Genomic DNA, 19,793 nt, shown 5'->3' on the forward strand with positions numbered 1-19,793 from the left:
CCGTGCGCAACCGTTCGCTCTGGCCCTACCTGCTCATCGCGCCCACGGTGGCGGGTGGGGCCTTCCTCCTGCTCTATCCGATGCTCAAGGCCGCGCTGATCTCGCTGCAGCACTTCCGGATGGGCGAGCTCATCCGGGGCGGCGCCGAGTTCGTCGGCCTCGGCAACTACGCCGAGCTGCTGGCGGGCGCCGAGTTCTGGCAGGTCGTGCTCCGCACGCTCGCGTGGACCGCGGTCAACGTGGTGCTCATCGTGGTGCTGTCCACCGGCGTCGCGCTCATGCTGGTACGGCTGCGGCGCGGCATGCGGCTGGCCCTGATGAGCGCGCTGGCGCTGGCCTGGGCCACCCCGGTGATCGCGGCCACCACGGTCTTCCAGTGGCTGTTCCAGTCGGAGCTGGGCGTGGTCAACTGGGCGCTGGCCTCGCTCGGGTTCGAGTCGTTCCGCGGCTACACCTGGTTCGCCGACGGCGCCGCGACGTTCGCCGTGCTGGTGATCCTGGTGGTGTGGCAGTCGGTGCCGTTCGGCGCGCTCACCCTCTACGCCGGGCTGACGACCATCCCGGGAGAGCTGTACGAGTCGGCCAGGATCGACGGGGGCACCGGCTGGCAGGTGTTCTGGCGGGTCACGCTGCCGATGCTGCGCCAGCTGTTCGCCCTGATCGTCGCGCTGGAGGTGATCTGGGTGGCCAAGTGCTTCCCGCAGATCTGGGTGCTCTCGCAGGGCGGCCCCGACGGCGCCACGACCACCCTGCCCGTCTACGCGTTCAAGATCGCCCGGGTGCTGCACCGGTACGACCTGGGCTCGGCCGTGGCCCTGCTCACCGTCGTCCTGCTGGCCGTGGCCCTGGTCGCCAACCTGCGACGGATGGTGCGCTCATGAGAAGGCTCGCGCTCAACGCCGCCGCGCTCGCCGTGCTGGTGATGACGATCTTCCCCGTCTACTGGATGTTCCTGACGGCCTTCAAGCCGACCCGCGACATCCAGGCGCGCACGCCGTCGTTCTGGCCGTCCGCGCCGACGCTGGAGCACTTCGTCACCGCCGTGAACGCGCCCGGGTTCTGGACCTACTGGCGCAACAGCCTGCTCGTGACCGTCGTGGCCGTGCTGCTGGCGCTCGTGGTGGCGCTGCTGGCGGCGTTCGCGGTCACCAGGATGCGCTGGCGGGGGCGCGGCGCGTTCGTGGTCATGGTGTTCGCCGCGCAGATGGCGCCGTGGGAGGCGCTGCTGGTGCCGGTGTTCATCATCGCCAGGGACACCGAGCTGCTGGACTCGCTGGCGATGCTGACCGGCGTCTACTTCATGATCACGCTGCCGTTCACGATCGTGACCCTGCGCGGGTTCCTCGCCGCGATCCCGCTGGAGCTGGAGGAGGCGGCGCAGGTCGACGGGTGCAGCCGGCTGGTGGCCTTCCGCCGGGTGGTGTTCCCGCTGCTGGCGCCGGGGCTGATGGCGACCTCGCTGTTCGGGTTCATCACCGCGTGGAACGAGTTCGCGTTCGTCAACGTGCTGATCATCAAGGAGCAGGACCGGCGCACGCTGCCGGTGTGGCTGTCGTCGTTCCGCGACGTGTTCGGCACCGACTGGGGCGCGACGATGGCCGCGGCCAGCCTGTTCGCGCTGCCCGCGCTGCTGCTCTTCCTCTTCCTGCAGCGCAGGGTCGGCGTCGGGATGACCGCGGGGGCCGTCAAGGGGTGAAGCGGGAGTGCAGCGCCGCGCGCTCGCCCTCCGGCAGCAGGTCGAAGGCGGCCAGCCAGGCCGCGCCGCCCGCCGCGTCGCGCGCCGTCGTCACCGTCTCGCCCGGCAGCAGCCCGAGCACGGCCTCCCGTACCGGCCCGGCGTTGGTCAGGACGCTGCCCGCCAGCACGATCGGCCCGCCACGGTGGACCCGCCCGAGCGTGTCCACCAGGTGCGCGGCGGCCTGGCGGGCGATGCCCAGCGCCACCGGGTCGCCCTCGGCGGCGGCCCGGCTCACCGGCGCGGCCAGCTCGGCCAGGCGCATGTGGGCCGCCTGCGCGATCCGGACGAGACGGTCGGCGCTCTCGCGGGCGGTGGCGCCGCGCTCGGCGCCGAGGAAGTGGCCGAGCACGAGCTCGGTCAGGAGGGAGGGCGGCTCGTCGCGGTCCAGCGCGGCGACGGCGGCCTTGGCGGCGGCGCGGCCGATCCAGAAGCCGGAGCCCGCGTCGCCGAGCAGCCAGCCGAGCCCGTCGGCGACCGCGGCGCGGTGATGGTGACCGGCGACGCGGGCGGCGATGGCGCCGGTGCCCGACAGCAGGAGGGTGCCGTCCGGCTCCGGGGTGCCGGCCACGTACGCGATCTCGGTGTCGCCCCTGACCTGCGGCCCCGCCGGGATGCCCAGCTCCGCCCAGACCTTGCCCAGCGCCGGCTCCAGCTCGCGGACGTGGCCCGCGACGCCCGCCAGGGAGGCGACCACGCGGGAGCCCGGATGCGTGCCGAGCGCCTCGCGCGTGGCGGCGGCGATGGCGGCCACCGCGCTGTCGAGCCCGTGGGCCGTGGGGTTGCCGGCGCCCGCGCGCGCGTAGCCCAGCCGGGTGCCGTCGAGGGCGTGCACGGCCACGCGGGAGGAGGTCGCGCCGGCGTCGACGCCGATCACGAGCGAATAAGTCACGATCAGATTGTGGGTCTTGACGTGACCGAGAAGCAAGAATAATTTTCGCCAGAAGACCGGGTATCCGGAAGGAATATTCGTGACTTCAGGAGCGCTGGGGCGCGTCGAGACCGAGTTGCCCGGCCTGCCGGAGGCGCTGAGGCGCGTCGGCGAGGTGATTCTCGGCGACCCGGCCGAGGCCGCCCGATCGACGATCATCGCGCTGGCCGAGCGGGCCGGCAGCTCACCCGCGACCGTGACGAGGTTCTGCCGGGCGTTCGGCTTCTCCGGCTACGCCGAGCTGAGGGTGGCGCTGGCCACCGAGACGGGCCGGGCCGCGCAGGCCGGCTGGGGCGCGGGCGTCGGGCACGAGATCGGCCCCGACGACCCCATCGACGCCGCCATCGAGGTGATGGCCGCCGCCGACGCCCGGCTCATCCAGGACACCGCCGCCCAGCTCGACGCGTCCGTGGTCTCGACCGTGGCCGACCGCGTGGCCGCCGCCCGCCGGGTGCTCCTGGTCGGCGTCTCCACCAGCGGCAACGTGGCGACCATGCTCGAAGGGCGGCTGCGCCGGATCGGCATCCCGTGCTGGAGCGCGGGCGACGCGCACGTGGCGCTGTCGGAGGCGGCGCTGCTGCGCGACGGCGACGTGGCGATCGGCATCAGCCACCGGGGCCGCACCCGCGAGGTCATGGAGTCGCTGGCCGAGGCCGGCAGCCACGGCGCGCTGACGGTCGCGGTGACCTCGTTCGCCCGCTCCCCGCTGGCGGAGCTGGCCGACCTGGTGCTGACCACCGCGAGCAGGGAGACCACGTTCCGGCTCGGCGGGCTGGCCGCCGTCCACTCGCAACTGTTCGTGCTCGACGCCGTCTACGTGGCGGTTGCGCAGCGCACGTACGAGCGCACCAACGAGGCGTTCGAGCTCACGATCAGCGCCGTGGAGAGCCACCGCGTGGAGAGAGGCTGAATGACGTACGCATCCAAGGCCCTGGAGACGGCCCGCCGGGTGGCCGAATCGCAGGTGGAGCAGGTCGGGCAGGCCGCAGAGGCGATCGTGACGTCGCTGCGCGCCGGGGGAGTGGTCAACGCGTTCGGGTCCGGGCACTCCGAGGCGATCGCGATGGAGATCGCCGGCCGGGCCGGCGGGCTGGTGCCGAGCAACCGGCTCACCCCGCGCGACCTCGTCCTGTACGGCGGGGAGCCGCCGAGCGTGCTCACCCCCGAGCTGGAACGCGACCCGGCGATCGCGCACCGGATCTACGAGCTGGCGCCGGTGGAGCCGCAGGACGTGTTCGTGCTCGTCTCCAGCTCCGGCGTGAACGGCGCCGTCGTCGAGCTGGCCACGCTCGTCAAGGAACGCGGCCACCCGCTGATCGCGATCACCTCCGTCAGCCACAGCGTCCGCATGACCTCGCGCCACCCGTCGGGCCGCAAGCTGCTCGACCTGGCCGACATCGTGCTGGACAACGGCTCCCCCTACGGCGACGCGATCCTGGAGCTGCCCGGGGGCGGCAGCTACGGCGCGGTCTCCACGATCACCTCGGCGCTGCTCGCCCAGATGGTGGTCACCGAGGCGGTCGAGCGGCTGGTGGCGCTCGGCGAGACGCCGCCCGTCTACCTGTCGGTCAACGTGGCCGGCGGCGACGAGCACAACAAGGCACTGGAAAGCCGCTACGCAGGGCGCATCAGGCGCGGAACATGAAGTAGCCCAAGGAGTAGAACAGCAATGTCGAACACCCCCCACATCACCCGGCGCGGTCTCCTCCGCGCCGCCGCCCTGGCCCCGATGGCGGGCGCGCTCGCCGCCTGCGCCACCCCCGCCCAGCAGGCGCCCACGGCCTCGGCCGCGCCGGCCGCCACGAGCGCGGCCAACCCGTTCGGCGTGGCCGCCGACAAGCCGCTGGAGATCTGGATCTTCGACGGCGGGTTCGGCAACAAGTACGCCACCGACATCCACCAGCCGCTGTTCAAGTCGAAGTACCCGCAGGTGGAGATCAAGCACAACGCCACCAAGGAGATCACCAAGGTCCTGCAGCCGCGCTTCGCCGGCGGCAACCCGCCCGACGTCATCGACAACTCCGGCGCCAACGCGATGGACATGGGCGCGCTCGCCCAGGACGGCCAGCTCCAGGACCTGACCCCGCTGCTCGACGCGCCGAGCTGGGACGACCCCAACGTCAAGGTCCGCGACATCCTCGACCCGGCCGTGACCGAGTTCGGCACCTACGACGGCAAGTTCAGCGTCCTCGGCTACGTCAACTACATCCACGGCATCTGGTACTCGCAGAAGGCCTTCCGCGACAACGGCTGGGAGATCCCCAAGACCTGGGACGCCTTCCTCGCCCTCTGCGAGACGATCAAGAAGTCCGGCAAGATGGCGCCGTTCACCTACGCGGGCAAGCACCCGCAGTACCTGTACGAGCCGCTGCTGACCATGGCCGCCAAGATCGGCGGCAACGAGGTGCTGGTCAACATCGACAACCTGGCCGACGGCGCCTGGTCGGCCGAGCCGGTCAGGCAGGCGGCGGAGGCGTGGGCCGAGGTCGGCGCCAAGTACCTCATGGAGGGCACCACCGGCCTCGACCACGTGCAGACCCAGACGGCCCAGAACAAGTACCAGGTCGCCATGCTGCCCTCCGGCTCCTGGCTGGAGAACGAGCAGAAGGACACCACTCCCGACGACTTCGAGTACGGCATGTTCCCCATCCCCGACTTCACCTCCTCGGACAAGATGCCGTACGGCACCCTGCACACCCAGCCGGGCGAGTCGTTCATCGTCCCGTCGAAGGGCGCCAACCCGCAGGGCGGCATGGAGTACCTGCGCGCGATGCTGTCGAAGAAGGCGGCCGGCGACTTCAGCGAGCTCGTCCGCACGGTGTCCGTGGTCAAGGGCGCCGGCGAGGGCCGCAACCTGACGCCGGGCGCGCAGAGCGCCACCGACGCGCTCGCCGCCGCCGGCGCCAACACCGTCTACTACCGCTGGCGCACCTGGTACGCCCAGCTGCACGACGAGGCCGTGGCCGCCACCGGCCAGCTCATGTCCGGCGGCGTCACCCCCGCCAAGTACGTGGAGCGCCTGCAGAAGAAGGCCGACGAGATCAAGAACGACTCCTCGATCAAGAAGTACACGCGCTGATGTTCAACACCTATCGCCGGGGCCTGTTCATCACCGCGTTCCTGGCGGCCCCGGTGACGCTCTACCTGGTGTACGTGATCTCCCCGTACATCCAGGCGTTCTACATCGCGATGACGGACTGGCGGGGCGTCAGCGCCACGCCGAACTTCGTCGGGCTGGACAACTTCGTCAGGCTGTTCGCCGACGGCGTCTTCTGGAAGGCGGTCACGCACAACGCGGCCCTGCTCGTGCTGCTGCCGCTCATCACGATCGTCATCGCCCTGTTCTTCGCGTTCCTGCTCAACGTGGGCAGCGGAGGGCGGGGCGTGGGCGGCGTGCCCGGGTCGAAGTTCTACCGCGTGGTGTTCTTCTTCCCGCAGGTGCTGGCCGTGACCGTGGTGGCGGTGCTGTTCCAGCAGGTGTTCCGGCCCGACGACAGCGGCATGCTGAACGCGCCGCTGATGGCGCTCGGGCTGGGGCCGGTCTCCTTCCTGTCCGATCCTGGCATCGCGTTCTGGTCGGTGCTCGGCGTCATGGTGTGGCAGGCGGTCGGCTTCTACGTGGTGCTGTTCTCCGCCGGGCTGGCCTCGATCCCGCGTGACATGTTCGAGGCCGCCTCGATCGACGGCGCGGGGCGGGTGAGCCTGTTCTTCCGCATCACGCTGCCGCTGCTGTGGGACACCGTCCAGGTCGCCTGGGTCTACCTCGGCATCCTGGCGCTGGACGTGTTCGCGATCGTGTGGGTGATGACCGACCAGCAGGGCGGCCCCGACTACTCCACGACCGTGATGGCGACGGAGATCTACCGCAACGCGTTCGAGTACTTCCGCTTCGGCTACGCCTCGGCGCTGGGCGTCGTGATGTTCTTCTTCACCATCGGCTTCGCGATCCTGTCGCTGCGGCTGTCGCGTCGTGAGCGAATCGAGTACTGAGAGATGACGACGATGACCTCGTGGACGGTCGCGAACTCGCGCAAGGCCGCCCGGCAGGAGCGCCGCCGGAGGCTGGGCCCGCTGGCGACGCTCACCCATCTGGCGCTGCTGCTGTGGACCGTGCTCACCGTGGTGCCGATCCTGTGGACGTTCCTGGCCTCGGTCAAGAGCGAGGACGAGATCTTCGGCGACGCCTGGTCGCTGCCGGCCACGCCGCGCTGGGACAACTTCGCCCGCGCCTGGGACCAGGTGAACATCGGGCAGTACTTCGTCAACAGCGTGATCGTCGTGGCCTTCAGCGTGGCCGGGACCATGCTGCTGGGCGCGATGGCGGCCTACGTGCTGGCCCGCTACCCCTTCCGCGGAAACCGGGCGGTCTACCTGCTGTTCGTCTCCGGCCTGGCGTTCCCCGTCTACCTGGCGCTGACGCCGCTGTTCTTCGTGGTGCAGAACATGGGCAGCGTGCCGCTGATCGGGCCGTTCATCGGGCTCAACACGCATGCCGGCCTGGTGCTGGTGTACATCGCGTACTCGATGCCGTTCACGGTGTTCTTCCTCGCCGCGTTCTTCCGCACGCTGCCGACGGCGGTGGGGGAGGCGGCCATGGTCGACGGCGCGTCGCACACCCGGGTGTTCTTCCAGATCATGCTGCCGATGGCGCGGCCCGGCCTGATCAGCATCACGATCTTCAACGTGCTGGGCCAGTGGAACCAGTACCAGCTTCCGCTGGTCCTGCTCCAGGAGCGGGACAAGTGGGTGCTCACCCAGGGCATCGCCGACATCTCCACCGCCGCTGGCTACGACGCGGACTGGGCGGCGCTGTTCGCCGCGCTGACGCTCGCCATCCTGCCGATGCTGATCGTCTACACGGTCTTCCAGCGCCAGATCCAGTCCGGCCTGACGATGGGGGCCCTGAAGTGAGGCTCAGCCGGCGTCGCGGGTGAGCTCGGCGCGCAGCCTGCCGGTGGCCTCGGCGACGTTCGCCAGGGCCGCCTCCACCTGCGCGTAGGTGCGGGTCTTCAGGCCGCAGTCCGGGTTCACCCACACGCGCTCGGCCGGGAGCGCGGCCAGGGTCCGGCGCAGCAGCGTCTCGACCTCGGCGGACGACGGGACCCGGGGGGAGTGGATGTCGTACACCCCCGGGCCCAGCCCGCGCCCGAACGAGCCCACCGCGTCCAGGATGCGGGCGCCCGAGCGGGCCGACTCGATCGTGGTCACGTCGGCGTCCAGGCCGTCGATCGCGTCGAGGATCTGGTCGGCGTCCGAATAGCACAGGTGCGTGTGGATTTGCGTGCGGTCGGCGACCCCCGACGTCGCCCGCCGGTAGGCGGCCACCGCCCACTCCAGGTAGCCGGCCCGCGCTGCCTGCCGCAGCGGCAGCAGCTCGCGCAGCGCCGGCTCGTCCACCTGGATGATCGACACGCCGGCCGCCTCCAGGTCGCGCACCTCCTCGCGCACCGCCGCCGCCACCTGGAACACCACGTCACGCAGCGGCAGGTCGTCACGGACGAACGACCACGCCACGATCGTCACCGGCCCGGTGAGCATGCCCTTGACCGGCCGGTCCGTGAGCGACTGGGCGTGACGGGCCCACCGGACCGTGATCGGCTCCGGCCGCGACACGTCGCCGTGCAGGATCGGGGGCCTCGTGCAGCGCGAGCCGTACGACTGGACCCAGCCGTTGGCCGTCACCGCGAAGCCGTCCAGGTGCTCGGCGAAGTACTGCACCATGTCGTTGCGCTCCGGCTCGCCGTGCACGAGCACGTCCAGGCCGAGCCGTTCCTGCAGCCGGATCACCCGCTCGATCTCGGCCTCGACGCGCCGCTCGTACTCCTGCGCCGGGAGCGTGCCCGCGGCCAGCGCGGCGCGGGCCGCGCGCAGCTCGCCGGTCTGCGGGAACGAGCCGATCGTGGTGATCGGCAGCGCGGGCAGCCCCAGGTGCGCGGCCTGTGCCGCCGCCCGCACCGGGTACGGGCCGCGCTCGTCGCGGACGACGGGGGCGGGCTCGGGTGCGGGCCGCACGGCGGGGGCCGGGCCGTCGAACCCGCCGCGCGCCAGCGCGACCACCTCCGCCACCTTCTGCTCGGCGAACGCCAGCCGCGCCTTCAGCGCCGGGTCCAGCCCCGGCTCCGCCTCCAGGTCGTACGGGACGTGCAGCAGCGAGCAGGAGGTGCCCACGACCACCTGGGCGGCGTGCTCGGCCACGGCGCGCAGCGCGTGCGCGGCCCGCTCCGGCGAGGTCCGCCACACGTCGCGCCCCGACACCACGCCCGCCACGACCGTCTTGCCCGCCAGCGCGTCGAGGCCGTCGAGCCCGCCGCGCACCAGGTCCACGCCGATCGCCTCCACCGGCGTGGCCGCCAGCACCGGCAGCGCCTCGCCGAGATGGCCGAAGGGCGCGGTCACCAGCAGCCCCGGCCGCGCCGCCGCCGAGCCGAGCCGGTCGTAGGCGGCGCGCACGGCGGCCAGCTCCCCGGGCGTGCGGTCCTGGACCAGCGCGGGCTCGTCGAGCTGAACCCAGGCCACGCCCTCGGCGGCCAGCACGCCCAGCAGCTCCTCGTAGCAGGCCAGCACGTCGTCCAGCCGCTCCAGCGCCGCCCCAGGATCGGCGGCCAGCAGCAGGAACGTCACCGGCCCCACCACCACGGGCCGCGTCTCGAAGCCCAGCGCCCGCGCCTCCCGCAGCTCGGCCAGCGGCTTGGCCGCGTCGAGCTTGAAGACCGTCTCCGGCCCGATCTCGGGCACGATGTAGTGGTAGTTCGTGTCGAACCACTTCGTCATCCGCAGCGGCGCCAGCCCTTCGGTGCCCCGCGCCATGGCGAAGTACGGGTCGGCCGCGCCCCGATACCGCTCCGGCACCGCGCCGAGCAGCACGGCCGTGTCCAGCACCTGGTCGTAGAGGGAGAAGGTGTTGGACGGCAGGCCGTCGAGGCCCAGCTCGGCCAGCCTGCGCCAGGTGGCGGCGCGCAGCTCCGCGCCGACGCGGTCCAGGTCCTGCCGGGTGGCGGTGCCGTCCCAGTAGGACTCCAGTGCCCGCTTCAGCTCCCTTCGCGGGCCGATCCTCGGGTATCCGAGCACGGTGGACTGCGGGAAACGGGACATGGGCGCTCCAAGCGTTCAGCGTCGATCGTCAACGCCTCGCATCGTGCACCGGCCGCCGGGCGTGATGCATTATCTATTCGTGTTGCTTATGCTCAGGGAGATCCAGTGCTTCGCGCGGGTGGCCGCGCGGCTCAGCTTCTCCACGGCCGCCGCCGACCTGGGCCTGTCCCAGCCGGCCGTGAGCCAGGCCATCACCCGGCTCGAACGCGCCACCGGGGTCAGGCTGTTCACCCGCACGGCCCGCGAGGTGCGGCTCACCGCCGCGGGCAAGGCGCTGCTGCCCCACGCCGAGCAGGTGCTGGAGTCGGTGTCGGCGTTCGCCGCGGAAGGCGCCCGGCTCGCCCGTCCGACCATTCATCTGGCTTATCCACCGATCGCCGGGCCGCTGGCCGCGCGGATCGCCAGGAGGATGGCCGGCCGCACTCCCGCCGTCGGGGTCGAGCTGCGCGTGGCCGGCCGGGCCGCCGCCTCGGCGGCGCTGGAGGCGGGCGAGGTGTCGGCGGCGATCCTCGCCACCCCGGCCCCCGCCCGGTTCGTCACCGCCGCCCGCTTCCACGTCAGCGTGGACCACCTCGCCGTGCCCGCCGGGCACCCCCTGGCCTCCCGCTCCGCCGTCGAGCCCGCCGACCTCGTCGGCCGCGTGCTCCTCACGCCGGGCAGCAGGCCGTGGGCCGGGCTGCCGGGCCAGCCGCGCATGGTCGCCGACGACGACTTCGCCGCCGCGCTCGACCTGGTCGCCGCCGGGGCGGGCGTGCTGCCCGCGCCGCAGCTCCTGGTCCGCGCCACCCGCCGCGACGACGTCAGCTTCGTCCCGCTGCACGGCGCCGGGCTGCGCATCACCTACGCGCTGGCCTGGTCCAAGGAGCGCGTCACCGGCGAACTCCTCGGCCTCGTCCAGGCTGTACAGGAAGCCCTCTGGACCAGGTGATCGGGACCGGGACCGGTTGCTAGGTGACCGGCAGGTTGCGCAGGGCCTCGCGGCGGCTGAGCCCCGACAGGCCCTTGGCCCGCACGTAGCGGACGACCTCGCGCGGGCTGGTCTTGGCGTACTCGCGCAGCGCCCAGCCGATCGCCTTGCGGGCGAAGAAGTCGTTGTCGGACAGGCTCGGCTCGATGCACGCGAACAGCAGCGCGGTGTCGGTGCGCTCCCGGAACCGGTTCTGGCACAGGATCGCGGTGCGCCGCTTCCACAGGTCGGCGTCGTGCGCCCACTCCAGCATCAGCGGCCGCATCGTGTCGGGGTAGGCGGCCAGCAGCCCGCCGATCCGGTGCGTGGCCAGCTCGTCCACCAGGTCCCACCACGCCCCGCTGACGATCATCTCCTCGTACATCGGCACCGTGTAGAGGGTCTGGAAGTCGCGGTAGAGGTGGTGCCCGGAGAGCTGCACGGCGGCGTAGCGCTCCTCGCGGTATTCGGCCTCGCGCCACAGGTCGAGCACCGCGCGCCGCCACTCGGGCGCGGTGTCGAGCCGGTGCTCGGCGAACACCCGCCTGAGCACCGTGCGCCGCGGCCCGGCCTGCACGCCGAGGAACGGCATCGGGGACTTCATGTACGACTGCATCGCGGCGGCCTTGTCCGGGTCCGCCGCCTCCCGCAGGGCCAGCCGCACCGCCTTGCCGAGACTCATCCCTGCTGGGAGGTCCGCTCGCCGGTCGCCAGGCCGTCGAACAGCACCGTGATGTAGTGGTCGGCCAGCGTCGCGGTGTTGAGCCTGCCGTCGGGGCGGAACCAGCGCACCGCCACCCAGATCGTGTCGCGGATCATCCGGTAGGTCAGCTTGGGGTCGACGTCGGGCCTGAACAGCCCGGCCGCCTGCCCGGCCTTGATCTGCGTGACCCAGATCTGCTCCACCTCGTCCTCGGCCTTGACCAGGTAGCTGAAGCGCTCGAACTGGCGCAGGTAGTTCCAGTCGTTCTGCATGACGGTGATCGCGGCGCGGTGCGGCTCCAGCGTGCCGAAGCCGATGCGCACCATCTCCGTCAGCACCGCGCGGGCGTCGGGGCCGGAGTCGATCGCGGACCGGTAGCGGGCGATGAGATCATCGAGGAACGTGGACAGGACCTCGTCGACGATCGACTCCTTGGAGTCGAAGTGGTGGTAGAGGCTGCCCGAGAGGATGCCGGCCTCCTGGGCGATCTGGCGGACCGTCGTCGCCTGGAAGCCCTTGGCCGCGAAGAGCTCCGCCGCGAGCTTGACGAGATGGTCCCGGCGCTCCGAGGCCGCCCCCGTCGAGGCCGCGCGCTGGCGCTTGGCCGGAGCCGGGGTCGTGCCGGCGGAGTTCTTTCGCGTTGTCACACGACCATTATGGGCCCTCGGACAATCGCTTGTTCACGGCCGAAGCCGCTGCTGGCGCCGGGGAGCGGCGGCCCGCCGGGGGCGCGCGGCGGCGGCCGTCGGCCGGGCGGGCGCCCTGTTGCGCATCGCGGCGGAGTTCGTCCGGCAACCGAACCTGCTGACGTTCGAAAATGCCTCTAGCAAATAAGAAACTTTCCTATTAGATTGCGGGTCATGTCCAAGAGTGGTGACCTTGTGCGCCTGGCCGACGCCGTCCTCCTGCCGGGCTTCGAGGGGGTCACCCCTCCAGACTGGGTACGCCGGCGGCTCGGGGAAGGCCTGGCCGGGGTGGTGCTGTTCTCCCGCAACATCACCGGCCCCGCCCAGGTGGCCCGGCTGACCACGGCGCTGCGGGCCGAGAACCCGTACGCGCTGGTCGGCACCGACGAGGAGACCGGCGAGGTGACCCGCCTGGAGGTCGCCACCGGCAGCACCCGCCCCGGCGGCTACGCCCTCGGCGTCGTCGACGACGTCGCGCTCACCGAGACCCTGGCCCGCGACCTGGGCCTGGACCTGGCCGCGTGCGGCATCACGATCGACTTCGCGCCCTCCGCCGACGTGAACTCCAACCCCGACAACCCGGTCATCGGCCTGCGCGCCTTCGGCGCCGACCCCGACCTGGTCGCCCGCCACACCCGGGCCTTCGTGCGCGGCCTGCAGTCCGCCGGCGTCGCCGCCTGCGCCAAGCACTTCCCCGGCCACGGCGACACCTCCGTCGACTCCCACCACGGCGTGCCGGTCGTCGCCCCCGGCGGGATCGAGGACGCGCTCCGCCCTTTCCGCGAGGCGATCAAGGCGGGCGTCCGGTCCGTCATGACCGGCCACCTGCTGGTGCCCGTGTACGACCCCGACCTGCCCGCCACCCTCAGCCCCAAGGTGCTCACCGGACTGCTCCGGGAGGAGCTCGGCTTCGAGGGCATGATCGTCACTGACGGCATCGAGATGGCCGCCGTCTCCGAGGCGTACGGCATCGGCGGCGCCGCCGCCCGCGCCATCGCCGCGGGAGCCGACGCGATCTGCGTCGGCGGCGAGCACGCCGACGAGGCCACGGCCATCGAGGTACGGGACGCGATCGTCACGGCGGTCGCCGATGGACTGCTGCCCGAGGAGCGACTGGCCGACGCCGCACGCCGGGTCCGCGAGCTGGCCGTCTGGGCCGCCTCCTCGGGCAGCACACCAACGGACAACATGGTCGGCGCCGGGGCGGACGGCATGTCGGTCACCACCGAGCGGGCCGCGCACAACGGCCACGCCGGACTCGCGGCCGCCCGGCGCGCCGTGCGGGTCACCCGCCGCACGGGAGCCGCCGTCCTGCCGCTCCGCACACCCCCGCACGTCGTGGAACTCGCCCCCGAGATGAACCTGGCCATCGACAAGTCCACCCCGTGGGGCGTCGCCGGCCCGCTCGCCGAGCTGATGCCCGGCACCGCCGTCACCCGCTTCGCCGCCGGCGAGGCGTCCGGCGCCGCCATCGAGGACCTCGTCGCCCTGGCCGCCTCCCGCCCCCTGGTCGTCGTCGTACGCGACGTGCACCGCTACCCCTGGCAGGGCGAGGCCGTACGGCACCTGCTCAGCGCCCGCCCCGACGCCGTCGTGGTCGAGATGGGCCTGCCCCAGCGCTCCGACCTCGGCGCCGTGCACATCGCCACGTACGGCTCCGCCCCCGTCTGCGGCCGGGCCGCCGCCGAGGTGATCACCGGTAGCCTGTGACACCGTGAACTTCGACGGCGAGGACCTCTCCGGCACATCCCTCACCGACCGGCTCGCCCCGGACGAGACGCACGTCTTCCGCGGCTGCGACCTCACCGAGGCCGACCTGTGGGGAGCCTCGCTGGCCGGGGCCCGGTTCGAGTCCTGCGTGCTGGAACAGGCCGACTTCCGCAAGGCCGACCTCGACGGCGCCGTCTTCACGGGCGGCGGCGGGATGCGGGTCAGGTTCAGCGACGCCGACCTCATCGACGCCGTGTTCACCGACGTCGACCTGTCGTCCGCGCAGTTCGGCGGCGCGCTGATGACCGACGCGTCGTTCACCGGCTGCCGCCTGATCGGCGCCTCGCTCACCGGCAGCCGCGGCACCGGCTTCCGCGTCACCCGCTCCAACCTGACCATGGCCAACCTGGGCGGCTGCTCCCTGCGCGGCGAGGAGATCGAAGGCGTCCGCTTCGACGAGGCCGACCTGTCGGGCTGCGACTTCACCGACGCCACGTTCACCGACTGCCGGCTGCGCGAGGCCAAGCTGCTCAAGACCGTGTTCACCCGGGCCGACCTGCGCGGCGCCGACCTGGGGGAGATCGACGACGCCCGGCTGCGCGCGTTCGGCGGCGCGATCGTCAACCGCGCCCAGGCCGACGCCATCCTCGCCGCCCGCGGCATCACCGTCCTCTGACCGCCGGGCCCCGGCTGGGGGTCAGCGATCGGGCCAGTAACGCGCCGACCGGGCGGCGGCCTCCAGGTCGCTGCCCCGGCCGCCCCCGCCGCCCGCCGGCGACCACGTCAGCAGCGGCCCCTCGGGCACCGCCCCGGCCTCGCCCCGCCCTCGCCCCGCCCTCGCCCCGCCCTCGCGTTCACTCCATCAGCCGACCACATCGGCCCGACCCCCACATCGGCCCGACCCCCACATCGGCCGGCGACCGCGTCCGCCTCCCGCGCCGACCCCCGCCTGGGGTCGCCTCACGCCGCGACGCCCATGTTCGCGTCCGCCTCCGCGTTGGGGGCCGCCCTACCGGGGGCCGCTCTGCCTGGGGGCGCCCCAGCCCGCATCGGCCCTCGGCGGCCCTGTGGGGGTGTGCTTCCGCGTCCGCCCCGGTGGGCGGCTGGGCCTTCGGTTGGACGCTGGCTTTCTCTCGGGCCCGCGCCCCGCCTTGAGCCGCTCCGCCTTGGGTCCGGTTCCGTTGAGGGGCGGGGGCCCGGGTCAGCGGAGGGTGGAGCGGGGGGTGGGGGTGAGGCGGAGGCGGCGGGGTGGCGCGGTGAGCCGCTGGGCGAGCGCCGGGACGTCGACCACCCGCTCGTCCGCTTCCCTCTCGAAGCGGGCGAACCACACGAACACCTCTTCCCCCGTACGGACGGGCAGCAAGGGGTAGGTGTTCTCCGCATGCTCGGTGGCGAAGCAGGCCACCGGAGGCGTACCGCCGGCCGCCAGCAGGGACGCCACCTCGTCGGCGAAGAACGCCTCGAATCCCGGCTCGACGTGGTAGATCGTGGCCACCCACAGTGACGAGGCCGCCTCCCCGGAACCCAGGGGAGGCCGGTCCCATCGGGGCAGACGACCCCCGGCGGGCCGCAACAGCAGCACGTCGGTCGAGTCGATCATGGTGGCGTTGGCCGCCTCCCGGTGCGCCTGCCACGCCGGTCCGGTGTAGAACGCGGTGAGCGCGGCCTTCCTGTCCGCCATGTTGGGAAACGCCCGGATCCAGGGGAAGGCGTCGGGGTCGTCGAGGTCGCGGAACTGGCCGATGACGTCGATGCCGACGGCCTCCTGCGTCTCGACGAACTCCCGCTCGAACAGCGACAGCAGAGTCTCCCGCCGCCCCGGCCGCAGCGTGTAGCGGCGCAACTCGTAGATCATGCGCCGGACGCTAGACGGCCCTCGCTGACACCTCCTGTCAGCGAGCACGGCACAGAAGAATCTTCTAATTACTCAAAGCTACCGATTGGCAACCCATAGTTATATGCTCGCTTTGACCTTGACCTCTCCGGGTCAAGACAGGTCAAAGGGGCGGTAGTGCACCTCGGGCCCATGCCTGCTGCCCCTGGAAGCCAATCCTCTGGCGAAGGAGCTGTAGTGATCAAGAAGCTGTGCGCGGCGGGTGCCGTGGTCGCGGCGGCGGCGGGCGTAACGCTGCTGGCCGCCCCGGCTCACGCGGACACCTGGAGTGACAACTGGAGCACCAACTCCGAGTCCTCCCAGGCCGGCAACAACTTCGCGCACGTCGGCGCCTCCAACAAAGGGTGGGGACGCTCGGTCAACGTCAACAACCTCAACGGCATCGCCACGACCGCTTCCGACGGAAGCATCTCCGTGACCTACATCTTCTACTAGGCGATCCGCCTTCCCCGATTCCGCCGGCCCCGTCCGGCGGGCCCGTAACAGCAACACTCATCGGAAGGAACATCGACATGATCAAGAAGCTCTGCGTGACCGGTTTCGTCGTGGCCGCCGCTGCCGGCGCCACCCTGCTCGCCGCCCCGGCCCAGGCCGACACGCGTAACGACAACTCGAGCTGGAACGAGGAGTCGTCGCAGACGGGCAACAACTTCGCCAACATCGGCACCAGCAACGTCGGCGGCTGGGGTTCGACCAACGTCAACAACATCAACGGCAACGCCAACGTGGCGACCGACGACAGCGCCGCCCGCCAGGAGGTCGAGGTCGACTAGTGACCTCCGCCCACGCGCCCGGGCCTGGGCACGGGCGCGTGGGCCCCTCTCCGGCATCAACCCCTCCGCAGTACGCCCCGCAACCAGCAAGCCCGCAACCAGCCACCCCGCGATCAGCAAGCCCGCAACCAGTAATCCCGCGACCAACCCGCGCGATCACCAACCGCGCAACGACCAACCCCGCAACGAGCCACCCCGTAACCAGCAGGCCCGCAATCGGCATTTGTTCTGTCCGCTATTAGCATCAGCGGATGGCTACCTGTGCATATGCGACGTTTGACGACCCCGACACGCACGACGACGAGCGCGAGCTCGCCCTGGCCGCCTGGCGCGAACAGGGCATCGAAGGTGGCACCGAACGCTGGGACGACCCCGGCGTCGACTGGAGCGCCTACGACGCCGTCGTGGTCCGCTCGGTCTGGGACTACGTCGACCGCAGGGCGGAGTTCCTGGCCTGGACCAGGCGGGTGGAGCAGGTTTCCCGGCTCCTCAACCCGGCCTCCGTCATCGAGGCCAACACCGACAAGACCTATCTGCGCGACCTCGGCGTTCCGACGGTGCCGACGCACTGGTCGGCGCACGACCTGCCGCGCTGGGACGAGTACGTCGTCAAGCCCGCGATCTCCGCGGGCGCCCGCGACACGATCAGGACCACCGACCGCGACCGGGCCGGTGCGCACGCCGCGGCCCTGGAGGCCGCCGGCCGCACCCCCATGGTCCAGCCCTATCTCGACATGGTCGAGGCCGAGGGCGAGACCTCGCTCGTCTACTTCAACCGCCGTCTCAGCCACGCCGTCCGGCGCACCCCGATGCTCACGCCCGGCATGACCGGTGCCGACAACGCACGGGCCGAGGTGCGCACCCCGGCCCCGGACCAGGTCGAACTCGCGGAGAAGGTGCTTGCCGCCATCCCCCAGGCCCTTCTTTACGCCCGGATCGACCTGGTCCGGCTCCCCGACGGCAGCCCGGCGGTCATCGAGCTGGAGCTGACGGAGCCGTACCTCTATCTGCGCTACGAGCCGGGTGCGGCGGCGAGCCTGGCCACGGCGCTGCGCGAGCTGCTCTGACTTGGGCCGGTCAGCAGGAGATGCCGCCGTCCACCGGGATGACGGTCCCGGTCAGGTAGGCCCCGGCCCGCGACGCCAGGAAGATCGCCGCTCCGGCCATGTCGTCGGGGCGGCCGATCCGGCCCAGCGGCACGCTCGCCGAGATGGCGTCGCGCGTGGCGGGGTCGTCGAGCGCGAAGGCCATCATCTTGGACTCGAACGGCCCGGGGGCCAGCGCGTTGACCGTGATGTGCTCGCGGGCTAGCTGCTTGGCCAGGTGCCGGGTCAGCATGTGGACGCCGGACTTGGTGGCCGAGTAGGCGAACGTCTCCATCGACGGCACCTTGATCCCGTCGATGGACCCGACGTTGATCACCCGTGCCGGGTCGTCGGCGGTGGCGGCCTCGCGCAGCTGGGGCAGGAGGCGCTGGGTGACGTAGAAGACGCCCTTGACGTTGATGTTCCAGAGCTTGTCGAAGGCGCTCTCCGGGTAGTCCGCGAGCGGCGCGCCCCAGGTGGCGCCCGCGTTGTTGACCAGGACGTGCACCGGGCCGTCCACGGCCGCCTCCAGCGCGGCCACCCCTACGGGGGTGGACAGGTCGGCGACCACCGAGGAGCAGCCCAGCTCGGCGGCCGTCCGTTCGACCTCGGCCGCCTTGCGGGCGGTGATGTGGACCTTCGCGCCGGCCGCCGCGAACCCTGCCGCGATCATGCGGCCGATGCCGCGCGACCCGCCCGTGACGACGACTGTCTTGCCTTCCACCGAGAACAGAGTCATATTCCGGAAGCATGCCATACCGACCGGTCGGTCGTCACACCCCTGGAAGGCGGCCGTTGCGGAACAGGTCCACGAACCGCCGGTGGTCCTCGCGGGCCTGCGCCCCGTAGCGGTGCGCGAACTCCACCAGCATCGCGGTGAACCCGCCCGCGTCGCCGCCGGCCACCGCCACGATCGCCGCCTCCGTCGAGAAGCTCACCAGGTCGTGGCTGGAGTCGTCGTCGGCGACCGCGTGCATGCGCGCCACCGCCCGCCCCAGGTCCCGCACGATCGCGTGCAGCTCCGCGGGCTCGTTCACGTCGCCCCAGTCGAGGTCGGCCGAGTACGGGGACACCTCGGCGACGAGCTGGCCGACGCCGTTCAGCGTGGTGTGGCCGAGCCACGGATCGGCGTACGCCTGGAGGGCGCGCTGCGACTCGGCGGTCCGGTGCCCCTGGTGCTGAAAGTACCGAGAGACCTTCTCGTCGGTGACGTACCGGGCCACGGCCGGAACCTGGGCCTGCTTCATGTAGAGGATGACGTCGTTCTCCAGGGCCTGCGAACGGCCCTCCAACAGCAGGTTGTAAGAGGGCAGCCCGGCCGAGCCGATGCCCACGCCCTTGCGCAGCGCCATGTCCTTGATGACGTGCTCGACCGGGTTCGCCGGGGTGGCCGGGGCGGGCAGCGTGGTCAGGTAGTCCTCGAACGCGGCCCGCACCGCCGCCCGCATCCCGTCGGCCACCGGCACGCGCCCCTCCATGAGCGCGAAGCGCCGGTCGTAGTCCTCCACCACGGTCTCCACGTCCAGCATCGCCACCCGCGTGCTGAGCCGGGCCGTCTGCAGCACCCGGTGCAGCACGCCCGAGGTGGTGTCGAGGGTGAGCGAGCCGATCGCGTCGTCGCCGCCCCGGGCGATCGCCGTCAGCTCGGTCAGGTACGCCCCCGCGAACCCGCCGACCAGCTCGCCGATCGCCGCGTCCGACAGCGCCTTGGCGTAGCCGAGCAGGGCGACGCTGGCGGCGAACCGCTTGAGGTCCCAGACGTACGGGCCCACGTACGCCTCGTCGAAGTCGTTGACGTTGAAGACCAGCACGCCGGAGGCGTTCATGTACGTGCCGAAGTTCTCCGCGTGCAGGTCGCCGTGGATCCACACCCGGCTGGTGGCCTCGTCCAGGTAGGAGTCGTCGGCGAACGGCCCGGTGAGGTCGGCGTAGAACAGGCAGGCGCTGCCCCGGTAGAACGCGAAGGGGGAGGCCGCCATCTTCCGGAACTTGCGCCTGAATGCGGACGGATCGGTGGTGATCGACTCACCGAACTCCGTCATCAGGACGTCGAGCAGGTACGAGGAGCGTGTGCCCATACTGCGGACAGTAGAGCGGCCCAGGTCCCGCGCCTAGATCGCTGATGTGAAATTTGGTGATCGGCTGCGGGCGTGACGAAGGGCGTCCATGGTCGGTGTGTGAAGACAGACTTGGACGCCCTTCTGACCGCACTCTATGTCTACTTGGACGATCACGTGA

20 protein-coding genes are annotated in these 19,793 nt (G+C 71.7%); 13 read left to right on the forward strand and 7 right to left on the reverse strand.

All coding sequences use genetic code 11. From position 1 onward, the window contains the following. Positions 1–2 precede the first annotated feature (2 nt). A complete protein-coding gene (locus tag KME80_RS31770; RefSeq protein ID WP_308126006.1) occupies positions 3–881 on the forward strand; it encodes a carbohydrate ABC transporter permease in 879 nt (292 codons plus the stop codon). Next, positions 878–1,696, forward strand: coding sequence for a carbohydrate ABC transporter permease (locus KME80_RS31775; RefSeq protein WP_219510177.1), 819 nt, complete (start codon positions 878–880; stop codon positions 1,694–1,696). The genes KME80_RS31770 and KME80_RS31775 overlap by 4 nt, the downstream gene beginning before the upstream one ends. Here the strand turns inward: KME80_RS31775 and KME80_RS31780 are convergent. Further along, positions 1,686–2,627, reverse strand: coding sequence for an N-acetylglucosamine kinase (locus KME80_RS31780; protein WP_219510178.1), 942 nt, complete (start codon positions 2,625–2,627; stop codon positions 1,686–1,688). The two genes, KME80_RS31775 and KME80_RS31780, sit on opposite strands and share 11 nt — an antisense overlap. A gap of 79 nt (positions 2,628–2,706) precedes the next feature. Here KME80_RS31780 and KME80_RS31785 point away from each other — a divergent pair, with 79 nt between their 5' ends. Genes KME80_RS31785 through KME80_RS31805 form a run of 5 tightly spaced genes read left to right on the forward strand, consistent with a single transcriptional unit; the run spans position 2,707 to position 7,577 of the window. Beyond that, positions 2,707–3,576 (forward strand): MurR/RpiR family transcriptional regulator, encoded by an 870-nt coding sequence (locus KME80_RS31785; protein ID WP_308126007.1) that lies wholly within the window; start codon positions 2,707–2,709, stop codon positions 3,574–3,576. Beyond that, positions 3,577–4,311: a sugar isomerase domain-containing protein gene (locus tag KME80_RS31790; protein WP_219510179.1), complete on the forward strand. Its 735-nt coding sequence runs from the start codon at positions 3,577–3,579 to the stop codon at positions 4,309–4,311. Between the two features lie 24 nt (positions 4,312–4,335). Next, entirely contained in the window at positions 4,336–5,745 is a 1,410-nt protein-coding gene (gene ngcE / locus KME80_RS31795) for an N-acetylglucosamine/diacetylchitobiose ABC transporter substrate-binding protein (RefSeq protein ID WP_219510180.1), read from the forward strand. After that, positions 5,745–6,656: a carbohydrate ABC transporter permease gene (locus tag KME80_RS31800; RefSeq protein ID WP_219510181.1), complete on the forward strand. Its 912-nt coding sequence runs from the start codon at positions 5,745–5,747 to the stop codon at positions 6,654–6,656. Before ngcE ends, KME80_RS31800 begins: the two co-directional genes overlap by 1 nt. Before the next feature lie 3 nt (positions 6,657–6,659). Next, positions 6,660–7,577: a carbohydrate ABC transporter permease gene (locus KME80_RS31805; RefSeq protein WP_246646093.1), complete on the forward strand. Its 918-nt coding sequence runs from the start codon at positions 6,660–6,662 to the stop codon at positions 7,575–7,577. Between the two features lie 3 nt (positions 7,578–7,580). On the opposite strand, the gene metE is transcribed toward KME80_RS31805, so the two are convergent. Continuing rightward, positions 7,581–9,758, reverse strand: coding sequence for a 5-methyltetrahydropteroyltriglutamate--homocysteine S-methyltransferase (gene metE / locus KME80_RS31810; protein ID WP_219510183.1), 2,178 nt, complete (start codon positions 9,756–9,758; stop codon positions 7,581–7,583). An 88-nt stretch (positions 9,759–9,846) separates the two neighbouring features. Here metE and KME80_RS31815 point away from each other — a divergent pair, with 88 nt between their 5' ends. Continuing rightward, positions 9,847–10,686, forward strand: coding sequence for a LysR family transcriptional regulator (locus KME80_RS31815; RefSeq protein ID WP_246646098.1), 840 nt, complete (start codon positions 9,847–9,849; stop codon positions 10,684–10,686). A gap of 19 nt (positions 10,687–10,705) precedes the next feature. Here KME80_RS31815 and KME80_RS31820 read toward each other — a convergent pair whose 3' ends face one another. Together KME80_RS31820 and KME80_RS31825 are read right to left on the reverse strand one after the other, a co-directional pair. Next, positions 10,706–11,386: a DNA alkylation repair protein gene (locus KME80_RS31820; protein WP_219510186.1), complete on the reverse strand. Its 681-nt coding sequence runs from the start codon at positions 11,384–11,386 to the stop codon at positions 10,706–10,708. Then, on the reverse strand, positions 11,383–12,054 hold the full coding sequence (locus KME80_RS31825; RefSeq protein ID WP_219510187.1) for a TetR/AcrR family transcriptional regulator: 672 nt from the start codon (positions 12,052–12,054) through the stop codon (positions 11,383–11,385). Before KME80_RS31825 ends, KME80_RS31820 begins: the two co-directional genes overlap by 4 nt. 213 nt (positions 12,055–12,267) lie before the next feature. Between KME80_RS31825 and KME80_RS31830 the strand changes: the two genes are divergently transcribed. Together KME80_RS31830 and KME80_RS52915 are read left to right on the forward strand one after the other, a co-directional pair. Next, on the forward strand, positions 12,268–13,803 hold the full coding sequence (locus KME80_RS31830; RefSeq protein ID WP_219510188.1) for a glycoside hydrolase family 3 protein: 1,536 nt from the start codon (positions 12,268–12,270) through the stop codon (positions 13,801–13,803). A 4-nt stretch (positions 13,804–13,807) separates the two neighbouring features. After that, positions 13,808–14,479, forward strand: coding sequence for a pentapeptide repeat-containing protein (locus KME80_RS52915; RefSeq protein WP_219510189.1), 672 nt, complete (start codon positions 13,808–13,810; stop codon positions 14,477–14,479). A 525-nt stretch (positions 14,480–15,004) separates the two neighbouring features. Here the strand turns inward: KME80_RS52915 and KME80_RS31840 are convergent. Next, positions 15,005–15,658 carry an NIPSNAP family protein gene (locus KME80_RS31840; RefSeq protein ID WP_219510190.1) on the reverse strand — a complete coding sequence of 218 codons (654 nt, stop codon included), beginning with the start codon at positions 15,656–15,658 and terminating at the stop codon, positions 15,005–15,007. A 216-nt stretch (positions 15,659–15,874) separates the two neighbouring features. On the opposite strand from KME80_RS31840, the gene KME80_RS31845 reads away from it, so the two are divergent. The 3 genes from KME80_RS31845 to KME80_RS31855 all read left to right on the forward strand — a co-directional run bounded on the left by KME80_RS31845 (position 15,875) and on the right by KME80_RS31855 (position 17,537). Further along, positions 15,875–16,132: a hypothetical protein gene (locus KME80_RS31845; RefSeq protein WP_219510201.1), complete on the forward strand. Its 258-nt coding sequence runs from the start codon at positions 15,875–15,877 to the stop codon at positions 16,130–16,132. A gap of 77 nt (positions 16,133–16,209) precedes the next feature. Then, complete coding sequence (locus KME80_RS31850) at positions 16,210–16,470, forward strand: hypothetical protein (protein WP_219510191.1); 261 nt, start codon at positions 16,210–16,212, stop codon at positions 16,468–16,470. Between the two features lie 251 nt (positions 16,471–16,721). Next, on the forward strand, positions 16,722–17,537 hold the full coding sequence (locus KME80_RS31855) for an ATP-grasp domain-containing protein (protein ID WP_219510192.1): 816 nt from the start codon (positions 16,722–16,724) through the stop codon (positions 17,535–17,537). A gap of 10 nt (positions 17,538–17,547) precedes the next feature. On the opposite strand, the gene KME80_RS31860 is transcribed toward KME80_RS31855, so the two are convergent. Both KME80_RS31860 and KME80_RS31865 read right to left on the reverse strand, forming a co-directional pair. After that, positions 17,548–18,294: an SDR family oxidoreductase gene (locus KME80_RS31860; RefSeq protein ID WP_219510193.1), complete on the reverse strand. Its 747-nt coding sequence runs from the start codon at positions 18,292–18,294 to the stop codon at positions 17,548–17,550. A 34-nt stretch (positions 18,295–18,328) separates the two neighbouring features. Then, positions 18,329–19,633, reverse strand: a complete 1,305-nt coding sequence (locus tag KME80_RS31865) for a DUF2252 domain-containing protein (RefSeq protein WP_219510194.1) — start codon at positions 19,631–19,633, stop codon at positions 18,329–18,331. Positions 19,634–19,793: the final 160 nt, after the last annotated feature.

The organism is Nonomuraea ceibae, from assembly GCF_019396325.1.
Taxonomy (GTDB): domain Bacteria; phylum Actinomycetota; class Actinomycetes; order Streptosporangiales; family Streptosporangiaceae; genus Nonomuraea; species Nonomuraea ceibae.